This is a genomic window from Pseudoalteromonas sp. Z1A6, assembly GCF_011378745.1.
Classification (GTDB): Bacteria; Pseudomonadota; Gammaproteobacteria; order Enterobacterales; family Alteromonadaceae; genus Pseudoalteromonas; species Pseudoalteromonas arctica.
Genome location: NZ_WTKW01000038.1, coordinates 1 through 18,784, shown reverse-complemented (window position 1 = coordinate 18,784; position 18,784 = coordinate 1). Strand labels below are relative to the sequence as shown.

The window sequence follows — 18,784 nt, the reverse complement described above, 5'->3', positions numbered from 1 at the left end:
TTAGTGATTGCTGCAGTTAGTGTAGTTTTACCGTGGTCAACGTGGCCAATTGTACCAACGTTTACGTGCGGTTTTACGCGTTCAAACTTTTCTTTTGCCATGACGGAACCTATCAGTTTTGTGTATCTAAATTACATATGAAAATAATCCACCATAGGTAGATTAAGTTAATTTTTTCAAATAGTATTTTCTGACAGATAAAGGAAGTAATCAAGGAGATTCTTATGACTGGTGCTGATAGGCAGAGTCGAACTGCCGACCTCACCCTTACCAAGGGTGCGCTCTACCAACTGAGCTATATCAGCAACACAAGAACTGGAGCGGGCAGCGGGAATCGAACCCGCATCATCAGCTTGGAAGGCTGAGGTAATAGCCATTATACGATGCCCGCATAAAAATCTGTTCTTAAACTACCTCTAACCGTCAAGAATAAAGTGGTGGAGGGAGCTGGATTCGAACCAGCGAAGGCTGAGCCGTCAGATTTACAGTCTGATCCCTTTGGCCGCTCGGGAACCCCTCCACGATAATTCTCTACTAATTCACTTCCGGTAAAAGGAAAGTGGTGCCGACTAACCGAGTCGAACGGTTGACCTACTGATTACAAGTCAGTTGCTCTACCAGCTGAGCTAAGTCGGCACTGCTTTAGTACGGGGCGAGATATTAGAGTAAGGTTTATTGGGATGCAACAATAAAATTAAAAAAAGTGTAAATTTTTAGTTTAAATGCTCAATATTCACGCGAAAACACGTTTTTTTCACTTTTTTATACTATTTTGCTTAGTTCGCGCCAATAATTTAGTCCCTTCATTACAAGCAATGAATCAAAAATACTTCCTGCAAATTGCTGCTGTAATAGTGAGCCATAGCCACCAGCAAAAATAATTTGTGTTGCTTGTTCTGTTTTTTGAGCCGTTAAATGCAGCTTAGCTTGCTCAATTGCCCCGATGGTTGCCACTAATGCACCATTTTTTAAACCATTTGGCGTGTTTTTACCCAATTCATTAGTAAATGGTGTTTTACCGTCATCAAAAACACGTTGGGTGTTTTGCGTAAGCGACGAGGTCATTAAATCAAGCCCGGGTAAAATCCAGCCACCTAAATGTAGCCCTTCACTATTGAGCACATCAATTGTGGTGGCGGTGCCTGCATCAACAACAATACATGCTTTATGTGGGTATAACTTAAAGCCTGCAATAAGCGCCAACCACCTATCTATACCTAAGTTACCCACATGCTCGTATGCGCAGATTAATCCTCCAAGCGTTTTGGTTACCTTAGCTTCAAAGCAAATGATATTATTGCTAGCCGCTTGCGCGAAAATATCGCTCAGTAAATCACTGCGCCCTACGCATGCATAAATCACTTCGGTTATTTGCACCCAAGGTAGGTTATTTATATCTGCTGGTTGTGCTTGCTCGTTATGCCACAGCACAGCTTTTAGTGATGTATTTCCTACATCGATCAGTAATCTCATACTTGCGCCTTTCGAAGAGAGACTTCCCCGCCGTAATAACTTTTTACTTCACCGTCTTGGCGAATTCGTATTCCACCTTGTGGGTCAATGCCTTCACATATTCCACGCCAGCTTCTGTGCCCAGTATTTAGCTCAACGTAATCGCCAGCAAACGCATTGAGTGAATTCCATTGCTCATACATATTTTGCAAACCAGTTTGACTATACTGCACTAAACGCTGCTCTAAATGATAAGTAAGTGACGCCACCAGCTGGTTTTTATCAAGCTTTTGAGTATGTTGATTTAAGTCGGTCCACGCTTGGTCTATATGTTGGCTAAAACTCTCAGGCATTTGTAAATTAATACCTATACCAATCACTAACTGACAAGGTCCTTGCGGCTGTCCGTCGAGTTCAACCAATACACCTGCAAGTTTTTGTTTATTTATATAAATATCGTTAGGCCATTTAAGCTCTACGTCAATTTGGTATAACGCTTTAATTGCATCATAAACAGCAAGGCCTACCGCAATTGATACACCCATTGCAGCTTGAAGCCCGTCATCTAAACGCCAAAAGTAACTGTAATACAAATTAGCGCCAAATGGGGATTGCCAAACACGGCCGCGTCGGCCGCGCCCTGCTTGCTGCATTTCAGCAACAATAACAGTGCCAGACTCAACCGCTGTTTTAGCCTGTATACGGCGCATAAGCTCGCTGTTGGTCGAATCAATAATAGGGTGCACTTCTACATCGGCAGTATTAGCACCTAGCGCTTTGTAGTGCTGATCAATTTGCGTTTTATTTAAAAGGCCCACTTGGTTATTTAAGCAATAGCCTTTGCCGGTTACTTTAAAAATATCCAAGCCCATTTCTTGTAACGTTTTAATATGTTTACTAACCGCAGCTCGACTAATTCCAAGCTCTTCACCTAAAGCTTGCCCAGATACAAAGCCACCTTGGTTGAGTGCATTTAAAATAGCGAGTTTGTTTCCATCAGGTGCTTTCATTATATTGGCTCCACACTAATATGACATTCGCTAGTTTGATTAATTAAACGTACTTCGTGCTCAAGCATAATGTTGTAGCGCGTATAAACAACTTGCTGAATATGTTTAATCATTTTTATTAGGTCACTACCTTCACTATTTCCGTGATTAACAAGCACTAGCGCTTGTTGTTCATGCACTTCTACACCTGCCTCGCGGTATCCTTTTAAACCACTTCGATCGATTAACCAACCAGCCGCTACCTTGTGATGGCTGTCCCCATATTCGTAATGGGGTAAATCTGCAAATTGTTTTAATAGCTCAGCTAACTGGGGGTTAGTTATTATTGGGTTTTTAAAAAAACTGCCCGCATTTGGCAATGTATATGGGTTTGGTAATTTACTATTACGCGTTTTTATAACCTGCTCAAACACTGCTTGCGGTGTAATAACATCTAGCTGCTGCAAAGGGCCATAACTTAAAACTGGTTGCCACTTTTTTGGAAGCGCTAAATGCACTTGCGTGATCACCGCTTTATTTTTAAGGTCATGTTTAAATATTGAGTCTCTGTAGGCAAATTCACATTGCGTATTATTTAGCGAGTGCATAGTTTTAGTGGTTATATCAAAGTATTCTACCGACTCTATAAATTTAGCTATCTCAACGCCATAAGCACCAATATTTTGCACCGGCGATGCGCCAACCGTACCCGGTATAAGAGCTAGATTTTCAAGCCCGGGTATATTTTTCTCTAATAAATAACTGACTAGTTGATGCCAGTTTTCGCCTGCAGCAATACTTATTAGTGTGTCGCTCTCACGCTCGGTGATTTTAATACCTTTTAAGGCTATTTTTATAACCGTACCCATGTAGTCATTTAAAAATACGGTATTACTGCCCTCGCCTAGCAAACAAAACGGTGCACTAAAACTTTGCGTTTTAAGTTGCTCAAGCTGAGTAATTTCAACAAAATTTTGGCATTGGCTGTTTAATGCGAATGTATGTAAGGAGTGTAATGAATGCGCCACAAAGCTCTCTAAAAATACCGGTAACTAATCGCAATAGTTTACCTCATCGTCGCAAATGTGGCACTAGATTGTAAAAATCACTCAACCCACCGTGCCAATCGTGATATAAAACCATCACTTTTTTATTTGTGTTCAGAGTAATGATGAAAATTAAACCTCTTTTTTTAAGCCTCGCTATGGCGGGTATGTGTTCGCAAGCAATGGCTAATGCGATTGACCAAAACTCGTATGCTAACCTTGATGATGTTGTTACTACTCACTTAAACCTTGATTTAGATGTCGACTTTGCCGACAAGCAGTTAGAAGGTTTTGTTGAGCATACTCTTCAGTGGAACAACAGCAAAAGCAGAACGCTTGTACTTGATACCCGCGACTTAGACATTGATAAAGTAATGTACAAAGATCAAAGCGGTAACTGGAAAAAAGCAACTTTTGATTTAGCTAAGCGTGATGACGTTAAAGGTTCAAAGCTTACTATTAAGTTTAAAAACCAAGCTGAAGTAGTGCGTATTTACTATAACAGCCGCCCAGAGGCATCAGGCCTGCAATGGTTAACACCAGAGCAAACGGCAAGTAAAACGCATCCATTTATGTACAGCCAATCGCAAGCAATTCATGCACGTAGTTGGATCCCAGTGCAAGATACACCTGCAATGCGTGTAACTTACTCTGCACGAATTCATACACCAAAAGATATACGCGCTGTAATGAGTGCCGATAACAAAGATGCGCTTTATAAAGATGGCGACTACATTTTTGATATGCCGCAAGCAATTTCACCTTACCTAATTGCTATTGGCGCAGGTAACTTAGAATTTAAAGCAATGTCGCACCAAACGGGCATATTTGCTGAGCCGACAATTTTAGATGCCTCAGTTGCTGAATTTGACGACACCCAAGCCATGATCGACAAAACAAACGCCATGTACGGCGAATATGCATGGGGTCGCTACGACTTATTAATGCTACCGCCAAGTTTTCCGTTTGGTGGCATGGAAAACCCACGCTTATCATTTATAACTCCAACGGTTGTTGCCGGTGATAAAAGCTTAGTTAACCTTATTGCCCATGAGCTTGCTCATTCTTGGTCAGGTAACTTAGTAACTAACGCAACGTGGGAAGATTTATGGTTAAACGAAGGTTTTACCTCGTACGTTGAAAACCGCATTATGGAAGAAGTATTTGGCCGTGACCGTGCGGTTATGGAACAAGCACTTGATTCTGCATCACTACGTGCGCAACTTAAAACAATTGACGCGCCAGACACTCGCCTTAATTTAAAACTTAACGGACGCGATCCAGACGATGCATTTAGCTCAGTGCCTTACACTAAAGGTCAACTATTCTTAATTTACTTAGAAAACAAATACGGTCGCGATAAATTTGACCCATTTGTGAAAGCGTACTTTAAAGAGTTTTCGTTTAAATCACTGACTACTGCACAATTTGTTACTTACTTAAAAGCTAACTTAATTGAAAAGTATCCTGGTGTTGTAAGCATGGATAAAGTAAACGAGTGGATTTTTGAACCTGGCTTACCAAGTGATGCACCAAACCCTACTTCTGATGCATTTGATAAAGTAGATACTGCAACAGCAGCATGGTTGAAAGGCGACACAACAGCAGCTCAACTACCAACGGCTGATTGGTCTGTACATGAGTGGCTACACTTTTTAAATAACTTACCACGCGATTTAAGCATAGAGAAAATGAGCGAGCTTGATAGTGAATTTAACCTAACGCAATCAACTAACGCTGAACGTGCGTTTGCTTGGTTTATGCTAGCAGTAGGTAATGGTTATCAACCAATTTATCCTGCGCTTAATAAGCACTTATCAGGTATTGGCCGTCGTAAGTTAATTGTGCCGTTATATAAATCACTTATCACTAACGGTAAAAAAGACTGGGCACAAAGCGTGTACTTAAAAGCACGCCCTGGGTATCACCCTCTTGCGCAAGGTACTATTGACGCATTATTTGAATAAATAGCGTTAACTAGAAACTAAAAAGGGCCAAATTTGGCCCTTTTGTTTTTCTGTTATTTTACTTTGTTACTTTTTCTAAAAAAGCTTTACGCTCTGCAGTTGTGGCTTGTTGCCACCAAAAATCAAGCATTTGCGGCGCACTTGGCATTCCTTTACCTGTAATTGGTGCTATCGGCTTTATCGGCTGACTAGGACGTGAAGGTCCTGCAGGCAATGTATTTTGCATTACCGGTTTATTGCTTGCTAGTTGCGTGTTAGAAATAACACTTAAAGGCTTAGCAACAGCGCTACTTTTTGCTTTTAAACTAACTTGTGGTGCTTCTGCAAATACTTTTGCAGATACTGCATTTTCAGCACGATTAAACACTAAGGTATAATCTTTACCTGCTTCAACAGTTACACTTACCCAAAATGGTTCCGACTCCACAACTTCGTGCGTGTCATAATCATCTTCATATAAATCGGTGTACTTTAGCCTAAGCTGATAAGTTCCGGGAGCAAGCTCTACATCATCAATACGACTAAACAAAGAGCTTTCTAGCATTTTATCGCCCACTTGCAGTGGTACAAATTCTTCTGGAAAGTGAATATTCTCAGCATTAGCCGAAAAACTAAGTAGTAATGCAACTGCACTACTTATTAAAATTGGTTTAAGCATATTAACTCCTTTATTTGATTTCAGTTTGACACTGCTTTGAAAGTTTGTCATTAGTGAGCTTAAAATTCACAACACTTAATTAGGAACACACTATGAGCCAAGAAACTATTTTTACCAAAATCATTAATCGTGAAATCCCGGCAGATATTATTTACGAAGATGAAAACACTCTCGCATTTAAAGATATAAACCCACAAGCGCCATTTCATGTGTTAATTATCCCAAAAAAAGCAATTGCTACTATAAATGATATAAATCCTGAAAACTCACATTTAGTAGGCAACTTATACGTAGTTGCAGCTAAATTAGCTAAGCAACATAATTTTGCTGAGGACGGATACCGCGTAGTTATGAACTGTAACGAACATGGTGGGCAAACTGTTTATCACATACATTTACACATGCTTGGCGGTAAAGAAATGGGCTGGCCACCTTATCAAAATGTAAAAAAAGTAAAATAATTAAAAGTTTTTATTAAATTGTTCCACTCAATTAATTAGTTACAAATGTTATGATTTTTCATAGTTATAAAGAATAAATAGTTACTTATTTGCAACATTTTGTGTTTAAATAATCGTAATATCGTATTTGTTATTGAGTACATCAGCGATTTTCTAATACAAAAGGTGTGGAAGTCGTGGTAAACTTAGTCAGTCAGCTTTATAAAAGAGTATAAAAAACATGAGCAGTTCAGCCTTTTTGTTATTAGATCAAGAGCCAATTAACACTATTGGTATTAACGTTTTAGAACCTTTGTTAAAAACGCAAGGCCTTGACGTAACCACAGGTACTAATATTTTAGACATACCTGAAGGGACTCGACTTTTGTTTATTGAAACATCAAGCAAGGATGCATGGGGAAAACTAAAAGAACAACTAGTAAACCTACGTATTAAATGCGATATCATATTATTTAATTTAGACGAAAACCCTGAGCTTGCTAATCGTGCATTGTTAAGCGGTATTCGTGGCGTATTTTACACAACAGATAACGCCGATGTATTAATGAAAGGTATTCGCTTACTACTTGAAGATCAACTTTGGTACCGTCGCGATATTATGTGTAATGCATTAAATCGTATGCTGCAATTTAATAAAGATGCGCTGCATAAACTAACCGAAGGTGATATTGAGCCTGTTAAACTTACTAAGCGAGAAAAAGCAATAATCTCACTAATGAGTAAAGGTTCCAAAAATAAAGAGATCGCAGAAGATTTAAGTATTAGTCCACATACTGTTAAAACACATTTATACAGCGCATTTAGAAAAACCAAATGTCGTAACCGTATTGAACTTCTATCGTGGGCACAACAAAATATCCCTGATGAAATTCGTTAATCAAATATTTAGTTTAAATTTAAAAGCAGACACTTAGGTGTCTGTTTTTGTATGTGTTACACACTTATTTAATACCAATTTGCTTGCCTAAGTGATCTGTTTTGATAATTGGTATAAGTGTATACTTTTGATAATCTTAGTTTAATAGCTACTTTGCTGGAATATTAATGCTCGACTCCTTCACTCTTTATTTTGCCAGCATCGCCATCATGGTCGTAATGACCTTACTTAACTTTTTGACATGGCGAACAAACAAACAAATATCGGGCACGCTGCTATACATTTTTTATCCCATATTGCTATTAGGCTCTGTTATTGGCTTTACTCTTGTTGGTGATACACATAATTTAGTAATTATTAGCGCTGCCAGTAGCATGATGTTTGCCGCATCAATAGTGCACTGCCTTTCACTTAGTCAATTTTTAAATTATCGCGGTATTGGTTTTAAATTACTCTGCTCAGTGACCGCTTTTTGCACTGTAATGCTTGGCTATTACACCTTTTTTGACCCATCTTTACACGAAAGAGTGATTGCATCCGATATACAACACATAGCAGAAGCCGGTTTTTTACTGTTTATATTTATTAAGTGTGCACGCAAACCCTATCCTAATGGCAGTATTGTATACATAACCATTTTAACGCTTGTTGCTTTAAGCTTTATTGGCCGCTCGTTATTTATGGATAACATTGAACAAAAAAATCTTTTAGTAAACGGCTGGTTTAGCTCTTTGCTATTTTTAAATGGCGTGATTGCACCCATGTTTTATGCTGCAGGTATGGCGTTATTATGTAATGAGCGCAGAGAGCAGCACCTCAATAAATTAGCCGATAAAGCACAAAAAGATTTAGAAATACGCGGGCTCTTTTTATCAACTATAAGCCACGAAATTCGCACGCCGCTAAACGGTATTTTAGGCAGCGCCCAACTTGTTATGAACCAAACAAGTGATACCCGCAATAAAGCCTATTGCGAAGCGATTATAAATTCTGCCGAATCACTTAACTTATTGGTAGATAAGGTCCTTGATTACGCGAGCCTAGATCAAAGTGACGAAGCGCTTTACGAAGAAGATGTAGAGTTTAAAACATGGCTTAATAATTTATGTTTATTACTAAGCCCTCTCGCCGAGCAAAAGCAACTCAAGTTTGAACTAATATGTAATATTCCTGAGCAAGCCTGTTATTACTGCGACCAGCAAAAACTTAGGCAAATAATTATTAATTTAGTGGGTAATGCCATTAAGTTTACAGACCACGGAACCGTTAAAATTCAGGTTGATTTAGTATTAGAAAAACAACTTGAGCACACTATAAAAATTAGTGTCAAAGATTCAGGGCCAGGTATAGAAAATGATGAGATAGCCTACTTAACAGAACCTTATGTACAAAGTAGTGCAGGAAAAGAGAAAGGCGGAACCGGCCTTGGTTTAGCTATTACCAGTCGCCTGCTTGAAAAGCTCAGTAGCCGACTCGAAATAGCCAGCCAGCTTGGTACTGGTAGTGTATTTAGCTTTACCGTTACTTTTACTTTAGGTGAATTAAGCCTTGTAGAGCAGCGCCATCAAACTAAAGATTACTTAACAGGTCTTAATGTACTACTGGTTGAAGATTTAGATTTAAATCAAAAAATTGCTATAGAATTTATGGCCGACGATGAACACAAAATTAAGCTCGCAAAAGATGGGAAAAGCGCCATAGAGCTCATGCAAGCTCACCACTTCGATGTTGTTTTGCTTGATATGAATCTACCTGATTTAACAGGCCAAGAAGTACTTAAACGTCTAAAACGCATTGATCATAAAAATCAACGAACTCCAGTACTCGCATTTACTGCAAGCCTTAGCCCAGACGAAGTAAAAGAGTATTTAGAATTAGGAATAAAAGACATTGTAGGCAAGCCTATTAAGCACGAAAAGCTTCGCCAAGCACTTAGCGACTCTCAATCTAATCAAACTGCGAGTATTGCAGTAGAGCTTATTGATACGTTGTATGACAAAACAGCGGCCGAAACACTCACCAGCTCGTTTAGTGAAGATGAAGTATCGTCGATTTATAATGAGTTTGTGCTTTCGGCGCGTAACAAGCTAATTCGCTGTCAAAAGCTTATTGATCAACAACCAGAGCAATGCATTAAGCTTTTACATCGCCAAGCAAGTACCGCTCTGCAACTTGGTTTTAATCGCTATGGTATTGAGCTGAAAAAAATAGAACGTCGTTTACTCGATAAAAAGCCACACAACGATATGCTTGATGAAGCGTTAGATCTGTGGCAACGCAGCTTAGAGCAATATTTAAAGTTTGTGCGTGGGCAGTTAGAGTAATAGTGAATTAGCTTTAAAAATAGCTAATTATTAGCCTCTTCCATATTTATCATCAAATCGCTCTATATCGCTTTCATCAAGTACAGCACCGGTTTGCACTTCAATGACAATTAACGGCTCTTTTTGATTATTAGCCAAGCTATGAATTTGCTTTGCGGCGATATAACACGATTGGTCGTGCGTTAGCGTATGCGCTTGCTCATTAATACACACATCTGCAATACCCGAAACCACAACCCAATGTTCAGCACGATGCTGATGGCGCTGCGTCGAAAGCTTAGCACCGCTATTAACAGTAATTTTTTTAACTTTAAAGCCAGTGCCTTCAACCAAAGTACGGTAATTCCCCCATGGGCGAAAAACCACTTGATGATGGTTAAGTTTATCGGCCTGTGTTGTAGCAATTTGCTTAAGCAACAAAGGCAAAGAATCTAGCTCATTTTGGTTTGCAATTAACGTGGCATCATGAGTATGAATAATTGCTAAATTGCTTACTCCAAGCGTGGCAATAGTGTGTTCAGTCTCGTTAATAACTAAGTTATTAGTGCTTTTTTGAGCCATATAATTAGCATTTAAGCTATTACCGTTTTCATCTTTTTTTGTAAGCGCATCAAGGGATGAAAAACTACCTACATCACTCCATTTTAAATCAACAGGCATAACAACTACGTTATTACTGCGCTCTAAAATAGCGTAATCAATTGAATCGCTTGGGCAGTGCTCAAGCGCACTATTGCTTGGGCGGGTAAACCCTAAATCTTTAGTAAATTGTGTTGCTGCAGCGACACTCGTTGCTATTTTTGGCGCAAACCGCTCGAGCTCTTTTAAATAGGTCGCTGGGGTAAATAAAAACATGCCGCTATTCCAGCTATAACCACCTTGAGCTAAATAACGGTTCGCTGTATCTAAGTCAGGCTTTTCTTTAAATTGAGCAACATCGTAACAACCCGTTCCAGCAATAGCCGCGCCTTGTTTTATATAGCCATAACCAGTATGCGGTTCTGTAGGAGTAATCGAAAATGTAACTAGCTTTCCTTGCGCAGCAAGTTTTACAGCTTCAGGGAGCTTAGCTGTTAATACATCAAAGTTTTTAATATGATGATCGGCAGGCATCACTAATAGCGGACCGGTAATCCCATTTTGCAGTGCATAGTGGGCGGCTAATGCGATGGCAGGAGCGGTATTTTTACCTTTGGGTTCGAGTAATAATGCAGTAGGAATTGAGCTTGCAGCTTGCTCGGCGGCAATAAATCGGTGCTGCTCATTACACACTAAAATAGCATTATCAAACAACTCATTAGAAACACGCGCCAATGTACTTTGCAGTAATGACGTGTTTTCATTTAGTAGTGGTAAAAATTGTTTAGGCATTGCTTGGCGAGAAAGCGGCCACAAGCGAGAGCCTATGCCACCAGCTAAAATTACAGGAGTGATTAAAGTGTTCATAATGTATATTAGCCGCCAACAAAAATATCTGCGACTATTTTAACACTTTATTGGCTCTGCGCTAAATTAACGTGTCTATATTAATGTAAAAGGGTCTGCATCTAAATAGGCAGGAAACGCTGCTTTAAACTCATCCAGTGGTGCTTTTTCAAGTGTGATAGTAACTAGTTGCTCTGCGTCATCTTGCGCTTTAGTTAACGCATCGCCTTTGAAGTCGTATACTGCGGTACCGCCATTGTGCGCCACACCATTACCGTCGTCACCCACACGATTAACGCCTACTACGTAACACAGGTTTTCCATTGCACGCGCCATAAGTAACGTATCCCAAATATGGCGGCGCACAGCAGGCCAGTTTGCTACGTTTATCATTACATCGTAGTCGTTATTATTACGTTGAAATACCGGAAAGCGCAGGTCGTAACATACCTGCGGTAATAGTTTAAAACCATTGATTTCAAAAACTTTGCGTGCTTGCCCTGCTACAACGTAGTCACCCTCACTGCCTAAGCGAAATAAATGGCGCTTATCGTAATAACTCACCTCTCCATCGGGTTTTACCCAATAAAACCGATTTGCTTTTTTATCGCCTTGTGCAACAAGTACCGAACCCGCAATAAACGCATTATGTTTATGAGCCTGCGCCTTTAACCACGTCAGTACTTTACCGTTTTCGGGCTCTGCACAATCTAAATTAATAGCAAAGCCAGTCGAGAATGTTTCGGGCAATAAAATAAGATCGGGCTGATGCGTAATTGACTCAAGCTGCTTATTAAACATGGCTAAATTAGCATCTTTATCAAGCCAATAAAGCGAGCTTTGCAATGCTGTAATGGTTAAAGTTGACATAATATTTGCGCAGCCTCTATGAGAGTGTTGTCGTTTTTAGCAAAGCATAAACGAATGACTTTGTCGGTTGGTGGATTTTGATAAAAAACACTTAACGGAATAGCCGCAACAGCGGCTTGCTCAACTAACCAGTGGCAAAAATCAACATCGTTTAAATCCGATACATCGCTGTAATCTAACAATAAAAAGTAAGTGCCCTGGCTAGGTAAAATTTTAAAACGGCTGTTACTTAAATGACTCGCTAATAAGTCGCGTTTTTGCTGATAAAACCCACTTAGCTCATCTATATGCTCGCCTTGCTGCTCGAGCATATCGGCAAGCGCATGCTGTGCGGGGGTAAAACTTGAAAACGTAACGTACTGATGAATTTTTCTAAATTCGACAGCTAAATCTGCAGGTGCAATACAGTAACCCATTTTCCAGCCCGTGCTGTGAAACGTTTTACCAAAACTCGATACAACAAAGCTTTTGGCAAATAATTCATCATCGCGTAATACGCTTAAATGCGGTTGTTCATCAAACGTAATGTGCTCATATACCTCATCGCTTATTACATACAAATTGTGAGTACCAACTAACTCTTTAAGCGCTTTTATATCTTGTGGCTGTAATATTTTACCGCTTGGGTTATGAGGCGTATTAATAATAATTGCACGGGTATTTTTAGTAATTGCTTGGCTTACTACTTGCCAATCAATAGTGTAATTTGGCGCACTTAAAGCAATGTGTACTGACTTTCCACCAGCGAGTTCAATTGCCGGTTGGTAAGAGTCATATGCAGGGTCAAATACAATCACTTCATCACTTGGGCGCACAATTGTTTGAATAGCCACAAACAATGCCTCTGTTGCACCTGAGGTAACAGTAACTTGATCAGCTGCGTTGATATCAGCTGCATATTTGCGCTTTGCTAAATCAGCAATTTGTTGCTGTAATCGTGGTACACCACTTGAAGGTGAATATTGATTAACGCCCTGCTGCACATAATAATTTAACTGCGTTTTTAAAAGATCAGGAGCATCAAACTCAGGAAAGCCTTGAGAGAGATTAATTGCCGAAAACTCATTAGCCAACCCGCTCATTTGGCTAAATATACTAACGCCTAAATTTGGTAATTTACTTTCAAACACGTGATGCCCTTAATGATGGTTTTGCGCTTAAAGCGATGCTATCATTGCTTAAAACAGAAGTATAGCCGTCTAAAAACAATTAACTTTACGCTCATTAGTGAGGAATGTATGCAAAACAATACCGCTATTTCACAACTTATTGAAGCCGGAAAATGGGTTAGCCAAAAAGGCTGGGTACCCGCAACAGGTGGAAACTTTTCAGCTCGTACTAGCACTGGCTTTGTTGTTACAGCAAGTGGGCACGATAAAGGCTCACTGACGCAAGAGCATTTTTTGCAATTAGATCACCAAGGCGAGCGCCTAGCAGGAGCTGTAAAGCCATCGGCAGAAACACAATTACACCTAAGTTTGTATCAGCTTATACCTGATGCACAGTGTGTTTTGCATACTCACTCTGTAGCCGCCACCATACTGTCGCAAATTACCCAAAGGCATCAGCTTGATTTAACAGGCTATGAAATGCAAAAAGCACTGAGCGGCTTTACTTCGCATTTAGAAACGCTGAGCATTCCTATTTTCGATAACGATCAAGATATTGACCGATTAAGCCTGCTGGTCAGTGACCATCATTTACATACACCAATAGAGCATGGCGTACTTATACGTGGTCATGGCTTATATGCTGTAGGGCGCAATATTGATGAAGTTCGCCGCCACCTAGAAGCCTTAGAGTTTTTATTTAGTTGCGAACTAGAGCGCCTAAAAATAATAGGTATTCAAGCGGGAGTAACTAAATGATTAAAGCCATTTTAACCGACATCGAAGGTACAATAACCCGCATCTCGTTTGTTAAAGAGGTGCTGTTTCCTTACGCGGCAAAGCAATTACCTACCTTTGTACGTGCCAATGCTAATAAGCCAGATGTAGCTGAGCAAATTAGTGCCGTAAAAGCCCTTATCGAAAAGCCAAACGCCAATATAGAAGAAGTCATTACCACCTTACTTACCTGGATTGATGAAGATAAAAAAATCACTCCACTTAAGCAGTTACAAGGCTTAATCTGGCAAACAGGGTATGAACACGGTGATTTTAAAGGTCATTTATACCCAGATGCATTTGATTTTTTACAAGCTCAACACAACAACGATATTACTTTGTATGTGTACTCGTCAGGGTCGGTAAAAGCGCAGCAGCTACTTTTTAAATACAGTGATTATGGCGACATTCGCAGCTTGTTTACTGACTTTTTTGACACCAAAGTTGGCGCAAAACAAGAGCAAACAGCCTATAACACTATTGTTGATCTGTTACCGTTTAAAGCAGCAGAAATACTCTTTTTAAGTGATGTAGCCGGCGAGCTTGATGCCGCGCAAGCTGCGGGCATAAAAACATTACATTTAATTCGTGATGGGCAAGCAAACACCAAAACACATCCTTATATTAATGACTTTAGCCAATTTAAATTGGAGCAATTAGTATGAGCCAATTAACAGTGTATGCCGACAACAATGCAAACAAAGCACTTGTAAGCACATCAAATGCTGATGATATTGCAAAGCAACTAGCTAAAGTAAACGTACGTTTTGAACAGTGGCAAGCAAATGCAGATATTAATGAGCACACCACCCATGAGCAAATTATTAGTGCGTACAAAAACGATATAGATCGGTTAAAAACTGAAAATGGCTATCAAACAGTAGACGTTATATCTCTAGCTAAAGGTAATCCTGCCTCATCAGAGCTGCGCAAAAAGTTTTTATTTGAACATACTCATAGTGAAGACGAAGTACGTTTTTTTGTAAAAGGCCAAGGGCTATTTTGCCTACATTTAGACAATAAGGTTTATCAGGTACTTTGCCAACAAGGCGATTTAATTTCAGTGCCTGAACTTACCCCGCATTGGTTTGATATGGGAAGCGCTCCTGAGTTTACTGCCATTCGCTTATTTAACAATACAGAGGGCTGGGTAGCAAAAAGTACTGACTCGTCTATTGCAGAGCAATTTCCCTTACTCGATTAATAAAGCTCAGTGCACGCATGCCTAAACTATATTTTCTATAAGCGTATTTATGCAATTTGCAGGATGACTTCAATCACTTAACTCTGTAATATTATTTTAGCAATGCAGCTGATAAAGAGTAACTTTCCAATGGTGAACGAACAATATCAAAAGTCTAAACAACAACTAGCCTACTCACGTAAGCAAGTTGAAAAGGCTGGTCGTATTTTTCGTAAAAATGAAGGTGATTTTGACTTTGCAATAGAGGTTGTACAAAACTATCGTGCAGCACATTTATATCCGCTGACTATTATTAAAAACCTCGTATGGAAACATGTAAAAAAGCTTCATTTGCTAGAATCGGCGACTATAGTTAGACGCTTAAAGCGCTTGCCAACTATTATAGATAAGTTACAAAGAGCCTCGTTGGATGGTAAAAGTGAAAACGCAATAAATCTGAAGCGAATGCACGACATAGGTGGCTGCCGAGTAATCTTAGATAATCTAGAGCATCTATATCAACTCAACGCAAGTTTAGATTCGAGTAGAGCAGTTCATAGCGTTAAATCATATGATTATATTGAAAACCCAAAAGCGACAGGCTATAGAGGTATTCATCGTGTTTATAAAAGTTATAACAATTTAAAATCTCACGATTATAAAGGCTTTCAAATTGAAGTACAGTTACGCACTAGGCTTCAGCACCTTTGGGCTACTACTGTTGAAATTGTAGATATTATTGAAAAAGAAACACTAAAAACCAATCCCCAAGCAGCCGACACAGATTGGAAGCGATTATTTTTTATCATGGGTGAGTTTCTTGCAGTCAAAGATGGTTCAAATCAATTAAGTTCACAACAATCGCAGACCTTTGTTGATGAGCTTTCGGCACTAAATAAAAAGCTAGCCGCATTTCATAAGCTTGATGCATTTAATCGCGCATTCCAAGTTGACGAAATTAAAAATAAATCGAAAGATACAGGCTTTGCTTTACTCGTTCACAACACAGAAACACAAATGGGTCGAGTCTTTTTATATGCAGAAAATAAAAAGCAAGAAGCTCTAACGCATTACGCCGAACAAGAAAAACAAACTCACAATAACGTGCTTCTAGTTGCAGGGAGCGACTTGAAATCAATAGAAAAAGCCTACCCCAACTACCTAAATAGTACCTCTGAGTTTCTTTCAGAATTCAGTCGCATATTATTGAGTTAGCTCTTTAAGTTTACCCATTAATACTTGTTGCTGGTTATACACACCCGTATCTAACACCCACCCTGTGACCAGTTTTGCCGGCGTTATATCAAATGCAGGGTTATACACATTAGCATTAGTGGGCGCCCATAAAGCCTCACCAAAGCTACCGCTAACTCCGCGCACTTCTTGAGGATTACGTTGCTCTATTTCTATATCATTACCACACGCGGTGTTGGTATCAAGCGTGGTAATAGGCGCAACTACATAAAATGGAATGTTATGGAAATACGCAAGTACGGCTAAATTATAGGTGCCCACTTTATTGGCAAAATCACCATTGGCAGCAATACGATCAGCCCCTACCACTATTTTATCCACCTTACCTGCAGCCATTAAACTCGCCGCCATATTATCGCAAATTAGAGTGTAAGGTATTTTCCAGCGCTCAAGCTCAAAGGCAGTTAAGCGACCGCCTTGTAATAATGGTCGTGTTTCATCAACCCACACATGTACGTTGCCATATTTTTGCTGCGCTTTGTAAATAACACCTAGTGCAGTACCAATACCAGCGGTTGCAAGCGCCCCTGTATTACAATGGGTTAATATGTTGTCGCCACTATTTATAAGTTCGGCGCCACGGCTTGCCATTCGCTCACACAGCTCAATATCTTCAATAAACAACCGCTCAGCTGTGGTAACAATACCGGCAACATAACCGCTTTGCGTTAAAGCTTTACGCAATGCAGCCATACAATGCATTAAATTAACCGCCGTTGGGCGAGTGGCTTCTAGCTCATTGATTGCTTTTTCAAGCTCACCTTTAACTACCCCTTGCTCAGCTAAATACGCCACTAACAAGCTCGCGCTTAAACCAATAAGTGGAGCTCCACGTACTTTTAAACTAATGATCAGCTCTTTCATGGTTTCTACATCATGGCATTGATGCCATACCTGCTGGTGAGGTAGTAAATATTGGTCGAGCACACTAAGCGACCCGTTTTCATATTTTAAACTGCTTGCGATTAAATTTTGCATAATGCTTAAGGTATTAAAAATGCGTAACGTTATTTTACACCACTTTGAATAACTCTCAAGTTGGACTTGTAGACATCTAAACATTTAAAGGTATAGAATGCTTAAAAGCTGATTTTTGAGATTTAAACCATGACTAACTATGTTGCTTTTAATGCACAGCGCGCTATCGATTATGTATCGACATTAATTGAATCTAAACAATGTAATTTTTTTGCTCCCGGACAAGCCTTATCGGCATATGAGTTTGGTGATGGCAATCTTAATTTAGTATTTAGAATTACTGATGAGCAAAACAATAGTGTTATTTTAAAGCAAGCTCTGCCTTATGCGCGTTGCGTGGGTGAGTCGTGGCCATTAACGCTTGATAGAGCTCGTATAGAAGCACAAGCTTTGCTTAATCATGGCGCTATTTGCCCAACTTATACTGCTAGGGTTTTACATTATAGTGAAATGCAAGCACTGACTATTTTAGAAGATTTAGGTAATTTACAAATACTGCGAACTGCACAAAATAATGCTGAGCAATTTCCTAAATTAGCGCAGCACGTAGCGACCTACTTAAGCCATACTGGTTTTTATAATTCAGATTTTTATTTAACCGCACAAACTAAAAAAGCGCTCGTTAGCCAATTTACTAACCCTGAGCTTTGCCAAATCACTGAAGACTTATTTTTTAGCGATCCGTACATTGAGCACGAACGCAATAACTACCCAAAGCAACTACAAAACGAAGTTGATGCAATACACAAGAACAGCGCATTAAAGTTAGAAATAGCAAAACTAAAAGCTAATTTTTTATCTAACCCGCAAACATTACTTCATGGTGATATGCATAGCGGCAGTATTTTTGTTGATTGTAATAATACAAAGATGATCGATCCTGAGTTTGGTTTTTTTGGTCCTACTGGGTTCGATATTGGCTCTTTTATTGGTAATTTACTTTTAAATTACTGCGCACAATACGGGCATATTGAAGATTTTTTGACTCGTCGTAATTATCAAACCCACTTATTAAGCACCCTTGTTGAATGCTATACCTTATTTGAACAACATTGGCTTACGCTTATAAATGAGCACACTACTGAAGTTGCGCTAAAGGTTACAGGCTACAGTGAATACTTTATAAAAGGGGTATTACAAGACGCCATTGGTTACTGTGGTGCTGAGTTAATTAGGCGCACCATAGGGCTCGCACATGTAACCGATATAGATAGTATTGGTGATGATAAGGCGCGTCTTATAGTGCAAAAACAAACATTAGCACTAGGCGAGCAACTTATTTTGAATGCCCACACGTGCAACAACAAAGAAGCATTTTTTAGTTTATTAATAAGCCAATTAAATTAAAAAACATTAAAAAAGGCGCTATTAGCTGTCTCTTATACACAAATCCCTGCTAAGAAATTAGCGGGGA

At 39.4% G+C, this 18,784-nt stretch carries 18 protein-coding genes and 4 tRNA genes; 9 read left to right on the top strand and 13 right to left on the bottom strand.

Going from position 1 to position 18,784, the window contains the following annotated elements; all coding sequences use genetic code 11:
• From GQR46_RS04310 to murB, 8 genes are all read right to left on the bottom strand, one after another.
• A partial coding sequence (locus tag GQR46_RS04310; protein WP_238322767.1) for a GTP-binding protein occupies window positions 1-101 on the bottom strand: 101 nt, incomplete at its 3' end.
• A 128-nt stretch (window positions 102-229) separates the two neighbouring features.
• Window positions 230-305 (bottom strand) — tRNA-Thr (locus GQR46_RS04305).
• A gap of 11 nt (window positions 306-316) precedes the next feature.
• Window positions 317-391, bottom strand: a tRNA-Gly gene (locus GQR46_RS04300).
• Between the two features lie 44 nt (window positions 392-435).
• A tRNA-Tyr gene (locus GQR46_RS04295) sits at window positions 436-520 on the bottom strand.
• 40 nt (window positions 521-560) lie between these two features.
• Window positions 561-636: transfer RNA gene (locus GQR46_RS04290), tRNA-Thr, on the bottom strand.
• A gap of 126 nt (window positions 637-762) precedes the next feature.
• Complete coding sequence (locus GQR46_RS04285) at window positions 763-1,473, bottom strand: type III pantothenate kinase (protein ID WP_165740114.1); 711 nt, start codon at window positions 1,471-1,473, stop codon at window positions 763-765.
• On the bottom strand, window positions 1,470-2,462 hold the full coding sequence (gene birA / locus GQR46_RS04280) for a bifunctional biotin--[acetyl-CoA-carboxylase] ligase/biotin operon repressor BirA (RefSeq protein ID WP_165740112.1): 993 nt from the start codon (window positions 2,460-2,462) through the stop codon (window positions 1,470-1,472). Before birA ends, GQR46_RS04285 begins: the two co-directional genes overlap by 4 nt.
• A complete protein-coding gene (gene murB / locus GQR46_RS04275; RefSeq protein WP_165740110.1) occupies window positions 2,462-3,469 on the bottom strand; it encodes a UDP-N-acetylmuramate dehydrogenase in 1,008 nt (335 codons plus the stop codon). Before murB ends, birA begins: the two co-directional genes overlap by 1 nt.
• A 143-nt stretch (window positions 3,470-3,612) precedes the next feature.
• On the opposite strand from murB, the gene GQR46_RS04270 reads away from it, so the two are divergent.
• Window positions 3,613-5,454 carry a M1 family metallopeptidase gene (locus tag GQR46_RS04270; protein WP_165740108.1) on the top strand — a complete coding sequence of 614 codons (1,842 nt, stop codon included), beginning with the start codon at window positions 3,613-3,615 and terminating at the stop codon, window positions 5,452-5,454.
• A 58-nt stretch (window positions 5,455-5,512) separates the two neighbouring features.
• Here GQR46_RS04270 and GQR46_RS04265 read toward each other — a convergent pair whose 3' ends face one another.
• A complete protein-coding gene (locus GQR46_RS04265) occupies window positions 5,513-6,112 on the bottom strand; it encodes a DUF2057 domain-containing protein (protein ID WP_121955040.1) in 600 nt (199 codons plus the stop codon).
• Window positions 6,113-6,204: 92 nt separating this feature from the next.
• On the opposite strand from GQR46_RS04265, the gene GQR46_RS04260 reads away from it, so the two are divergent.
• The 3 genes from GQR46_RS04260 (at window position 6,205) to GQR46_RS04250 (ending at window position 9,774) form a co-directional block, all read left to right on the top strand.
• Entirely contained in the window at window positions 6,205-6,573 is a 369-nt protein-coding gene (locus GQR46_RS04260) for a histidine triad nucleotide-binding protein (RefSeq protein WP_007579887.1), read from the top strand.
• A 220-nt stretch (window positions 6,574-6,793) separates the two neighbouring features.
• Window positions 6,794-7,450, top strand: coding sequence for a response regulator transcription factor (locus tag GQR46_RS04255; protein WP_004334929.1), 657 nt, complete (start codon window positions 6,794-6,796; stop codon window positions 7,448-7,450).
• Between the two features lie 167 nt (window positions 7,451-7,617).
• On the top strand, window positions 7,618-9,774 hold the full coding sequence (locus GQR46_RS04250; RefSeq protein ID WP_165729508.1) for a response regulator: 2,157 nt from the start codon (window positions 7,618-7,620) through the stop codon (window positions 9,772-9,774).
• Window positions 9,775-9,804: 30 nt separating this feature from the next.
• Here GQR46_RS04250 and GQR46_RS04245 read toward each other — a convergent pair whose 3' ends face one another.
• The 3 genes from GQR46_RS04245 to GQR46_RS04235 all read right to left on the bottom strand — a co-directional run bounded on the left by GQR46_RS04245 (window position 9,805) and on the right by GQR46_RS04235 (window position 13,199).
• Window positions 9,805-11,220: a mannose-1-phosphate guanylyltransferase/mannose-6-phosphate isomerase gene (locus GQR46_RS04245; RefSeq protein WP_165740106.1), complete on the bottom strand. Its 1,416-nt coding sequence runs from the start codon at window positions 11,218-11,220 to the stop codon at window positions 9,805-9,807.
• Window positions 11,221-11,295: 75 nt separating this feature from the next.
• Window positions 11,296-12,069: an amidohydrolase gene (locus GQR46_RS04240; protein WP_165740104.1), complete on the bottom strand. Its 774-nt coding sequence runs from the start codon at window positions 12,067-12,069 to the stop codon at window positions 11,296-11,298.
• The gene (locus tag GQR46_RS04235; protein ID WP_165740102.1) at window positions 12,057-13,199 is read right to left on the bottom strand and encodes a methionine aminotransferase; all 1,143 of its coding nucleotides are present in this window, start codon (window positions 13,197-13,199) and stop codon (window positions 12,057-12,059) included. Before GQR46_RS04235 ends, GQR46_RS04240 begins: the two co-directional genes overlap by 13 nt.
• A gap of 108 nt (window positions 13,200-13,307) precedes the next feature.
• Here GQR46_RS04235 and GQR46_RS04230 point away from each other — a divergent pair, with 108 nt between their 5' ends.
• The 4 genes from GQR46_RS04230 (at window position 13,308) to GQR46_RS04215 (ending at window position 16,353) form a co-directional block, all read left to right on the top strand.
• Window positions 13,308-13,937 carry a methylthioribulose 1-phosphate dehydratase gene (locus tag GQR46_RS04230; RefSeq protein ID WP_165729512.1) on the top strand — a complete coding sequence of 210 codons (630 nt, stop codon included), beginning with the start codon at window positions 13,308-13,310 and terminating at the stop codon, window positions 13,935-13,937.
• Entirely contained in the window at window positions 13,934-14,620 is a 687-nt protein-coding gene (mtnC, locus tag GQR46_RS04225) for an acireductone synthase (RefSeq protein WP_165740100.1), read from the top strand. Before GQR46_RS04230 ends, mtnC begins: the two co-directional genes overlap by 4 nt.
• Entirely contained in the window at window positions 14,617-15,159 is a 543-nt protein-coding gene (locus GQR46_RS04220; protein WP_165740098.1) for an acireductone dioxygenase, read from the top strand. The genes mtnC and GQR46_RS04220 overlap by 4 nt, the downstream gene beginning before the upstream one ends.
• 129 nt (window positions 15,160-15,288) lie before the next feature.
• Entirely contained in the window at window positions 15,289-16,353 is a 1,065-nt protein-coding gene (locus GQR46_RS04215; protein WP_101217511.1) for a RelA/SpoT domain-containing protein, read from the top strand.
• On the opposite strand, the gene mtnA is transcribed toward GQR46_RS04215, so the two are convergent.
• Complete coding sequence (mtnA, locus tag GQR46_RS04210; protein ID WP_165729515.1) at window positions 16,342-17,370, bottom strand: S-methyl-5-thioribose-1-phosphate isomerase; 1,029 nt, start codon at window positions 17,368-17,370, stop codon at window positions 16,342-16,344. The genes GQR46_RS04215 and mtnA overlap by 12 nt on opposite strands.
• Window positions 17,371-17,499: 129 nt before the next feature.
• Here mtnA and mtnK point away from each other — a divergent pair, with 129 nt between their 5' ends.
• Entirely contained in the window at window positions 17,500-18,717 is a 1,218-nt protein-coding gene (mtnK, locus tag GQR46_RS04205; protein WP_165729516.1) for an S-methyl-5-thioribose kinase, read from the top strand.
• The last annotated feature ends 67 nt before the right edge of the window (window positions 18,718-18,784 follow it).

Excerpts from the sequence above, each read along its gene's own strand:
- birA (WP_165740112.1), bottom strand. The coding sequence starts at position 2,462 with ATGAAAGCACCTGATGGAAACAAACTCGCTATTTTAAATGCACTCAAC.
- mtnC (WP_165740100.1), top strand. The coding sequence starts at position 13,934 with ATGATTAAAGCCATTTTAACCGACATCGAAGGTACAATAACCCGCATC.
- GQR46_RS04215 (WP_101217511.1), top strand. The coding sequence starts at position 15,289 with ATGGTGAACGAACAATATCAAAAGTCTAAACAACAACTAGCCTACTCA.
- GQR46_RS04230 (WP_165729512.1), top strand. The coding sequence starts at position 13,308 with ATGCAAAACAATACCGCTATTTCACAACTTATTGAAGCCGGAAAATGG.
- GQR46_RS04240 (WP_165740104.1), bottom strand. The coding sequence starts at position 12,069 with ATGTCAACTTTAACCATTACAGCATTGCAAAGCTCGCTTTATTGGCTT.
- GQR46_RS04260 (WP_007579887.1), top strand. The coding sequence starts at position 6,205 with ATGAGCCAAGAAACTATTTTTACCAAAATCATTAATCGTGAAATCCCG.
- GQR46_RS04245 (WP_165740106.1), bottom strand. The coding sequence starts at position 11,220 with ATGAACACTTTAATCACTCCTGTAATTTTAGCTGGTGGCATAGGCTCT.
- mtnA (WP_165729515.1), bottom strand. The coding sequence starts at position 17,370 with ATGCAAAATTTAATCGCAAGCAGTTTAAAATATGAAAACGGGTCGCTT.
- GQR46_RS04255 (WP_004334929.1), top strand. The coding sequence starts at position 6,794 with ATGAGCAGTTCAGCCTTTTTGTTATTAGATCAAGAGCCAATTAACACT.
- GQR46_RS04265 (WP_121955040.1), bottom strand. The coding sequence starts at position 6,112 with ATGCTTAAACCAATTTTAATAAGTAGTGCAGTTGCATTACTACTTAGT.
- GQR46_RS04270 (WP_165740108.1), top strand. The coding sequence starts at position 3,613 with ATGAAAATTAAACCTCTTTTTTTAAGCCTCGCTATGGCGGGTATGTGT.
- GQR46_RS04285 (WP_165740114.1), bottom strand. The coding sequence starts at position 1,473 with ATGAGATTACTGATCGATGTAGGAAATACATCACTAAAAGCTGTGCTG.
- mtnK (WP_165729516.1), top strand. The coding sequence starts at position 17,500 with ATGACTAACTATGTTGCTTTTAATGCACAGCGCGCTATCGATTATGTA.
- GQR46_RS04220 (WP_165740098.1), top strand. The coding sequence starts at position 14,617 with ATGAGCCAATTAACAGTGTATGCCGACAACAATGCAAACAAAGCACTT.
- GQR46_RS04250 (WP_165729508.1), top strand. The coding sequence starts at position 7,618 with ATGCTCGACTCCTTCACTCTTTATTTTGCCAGCATCGCCATCATGGTC.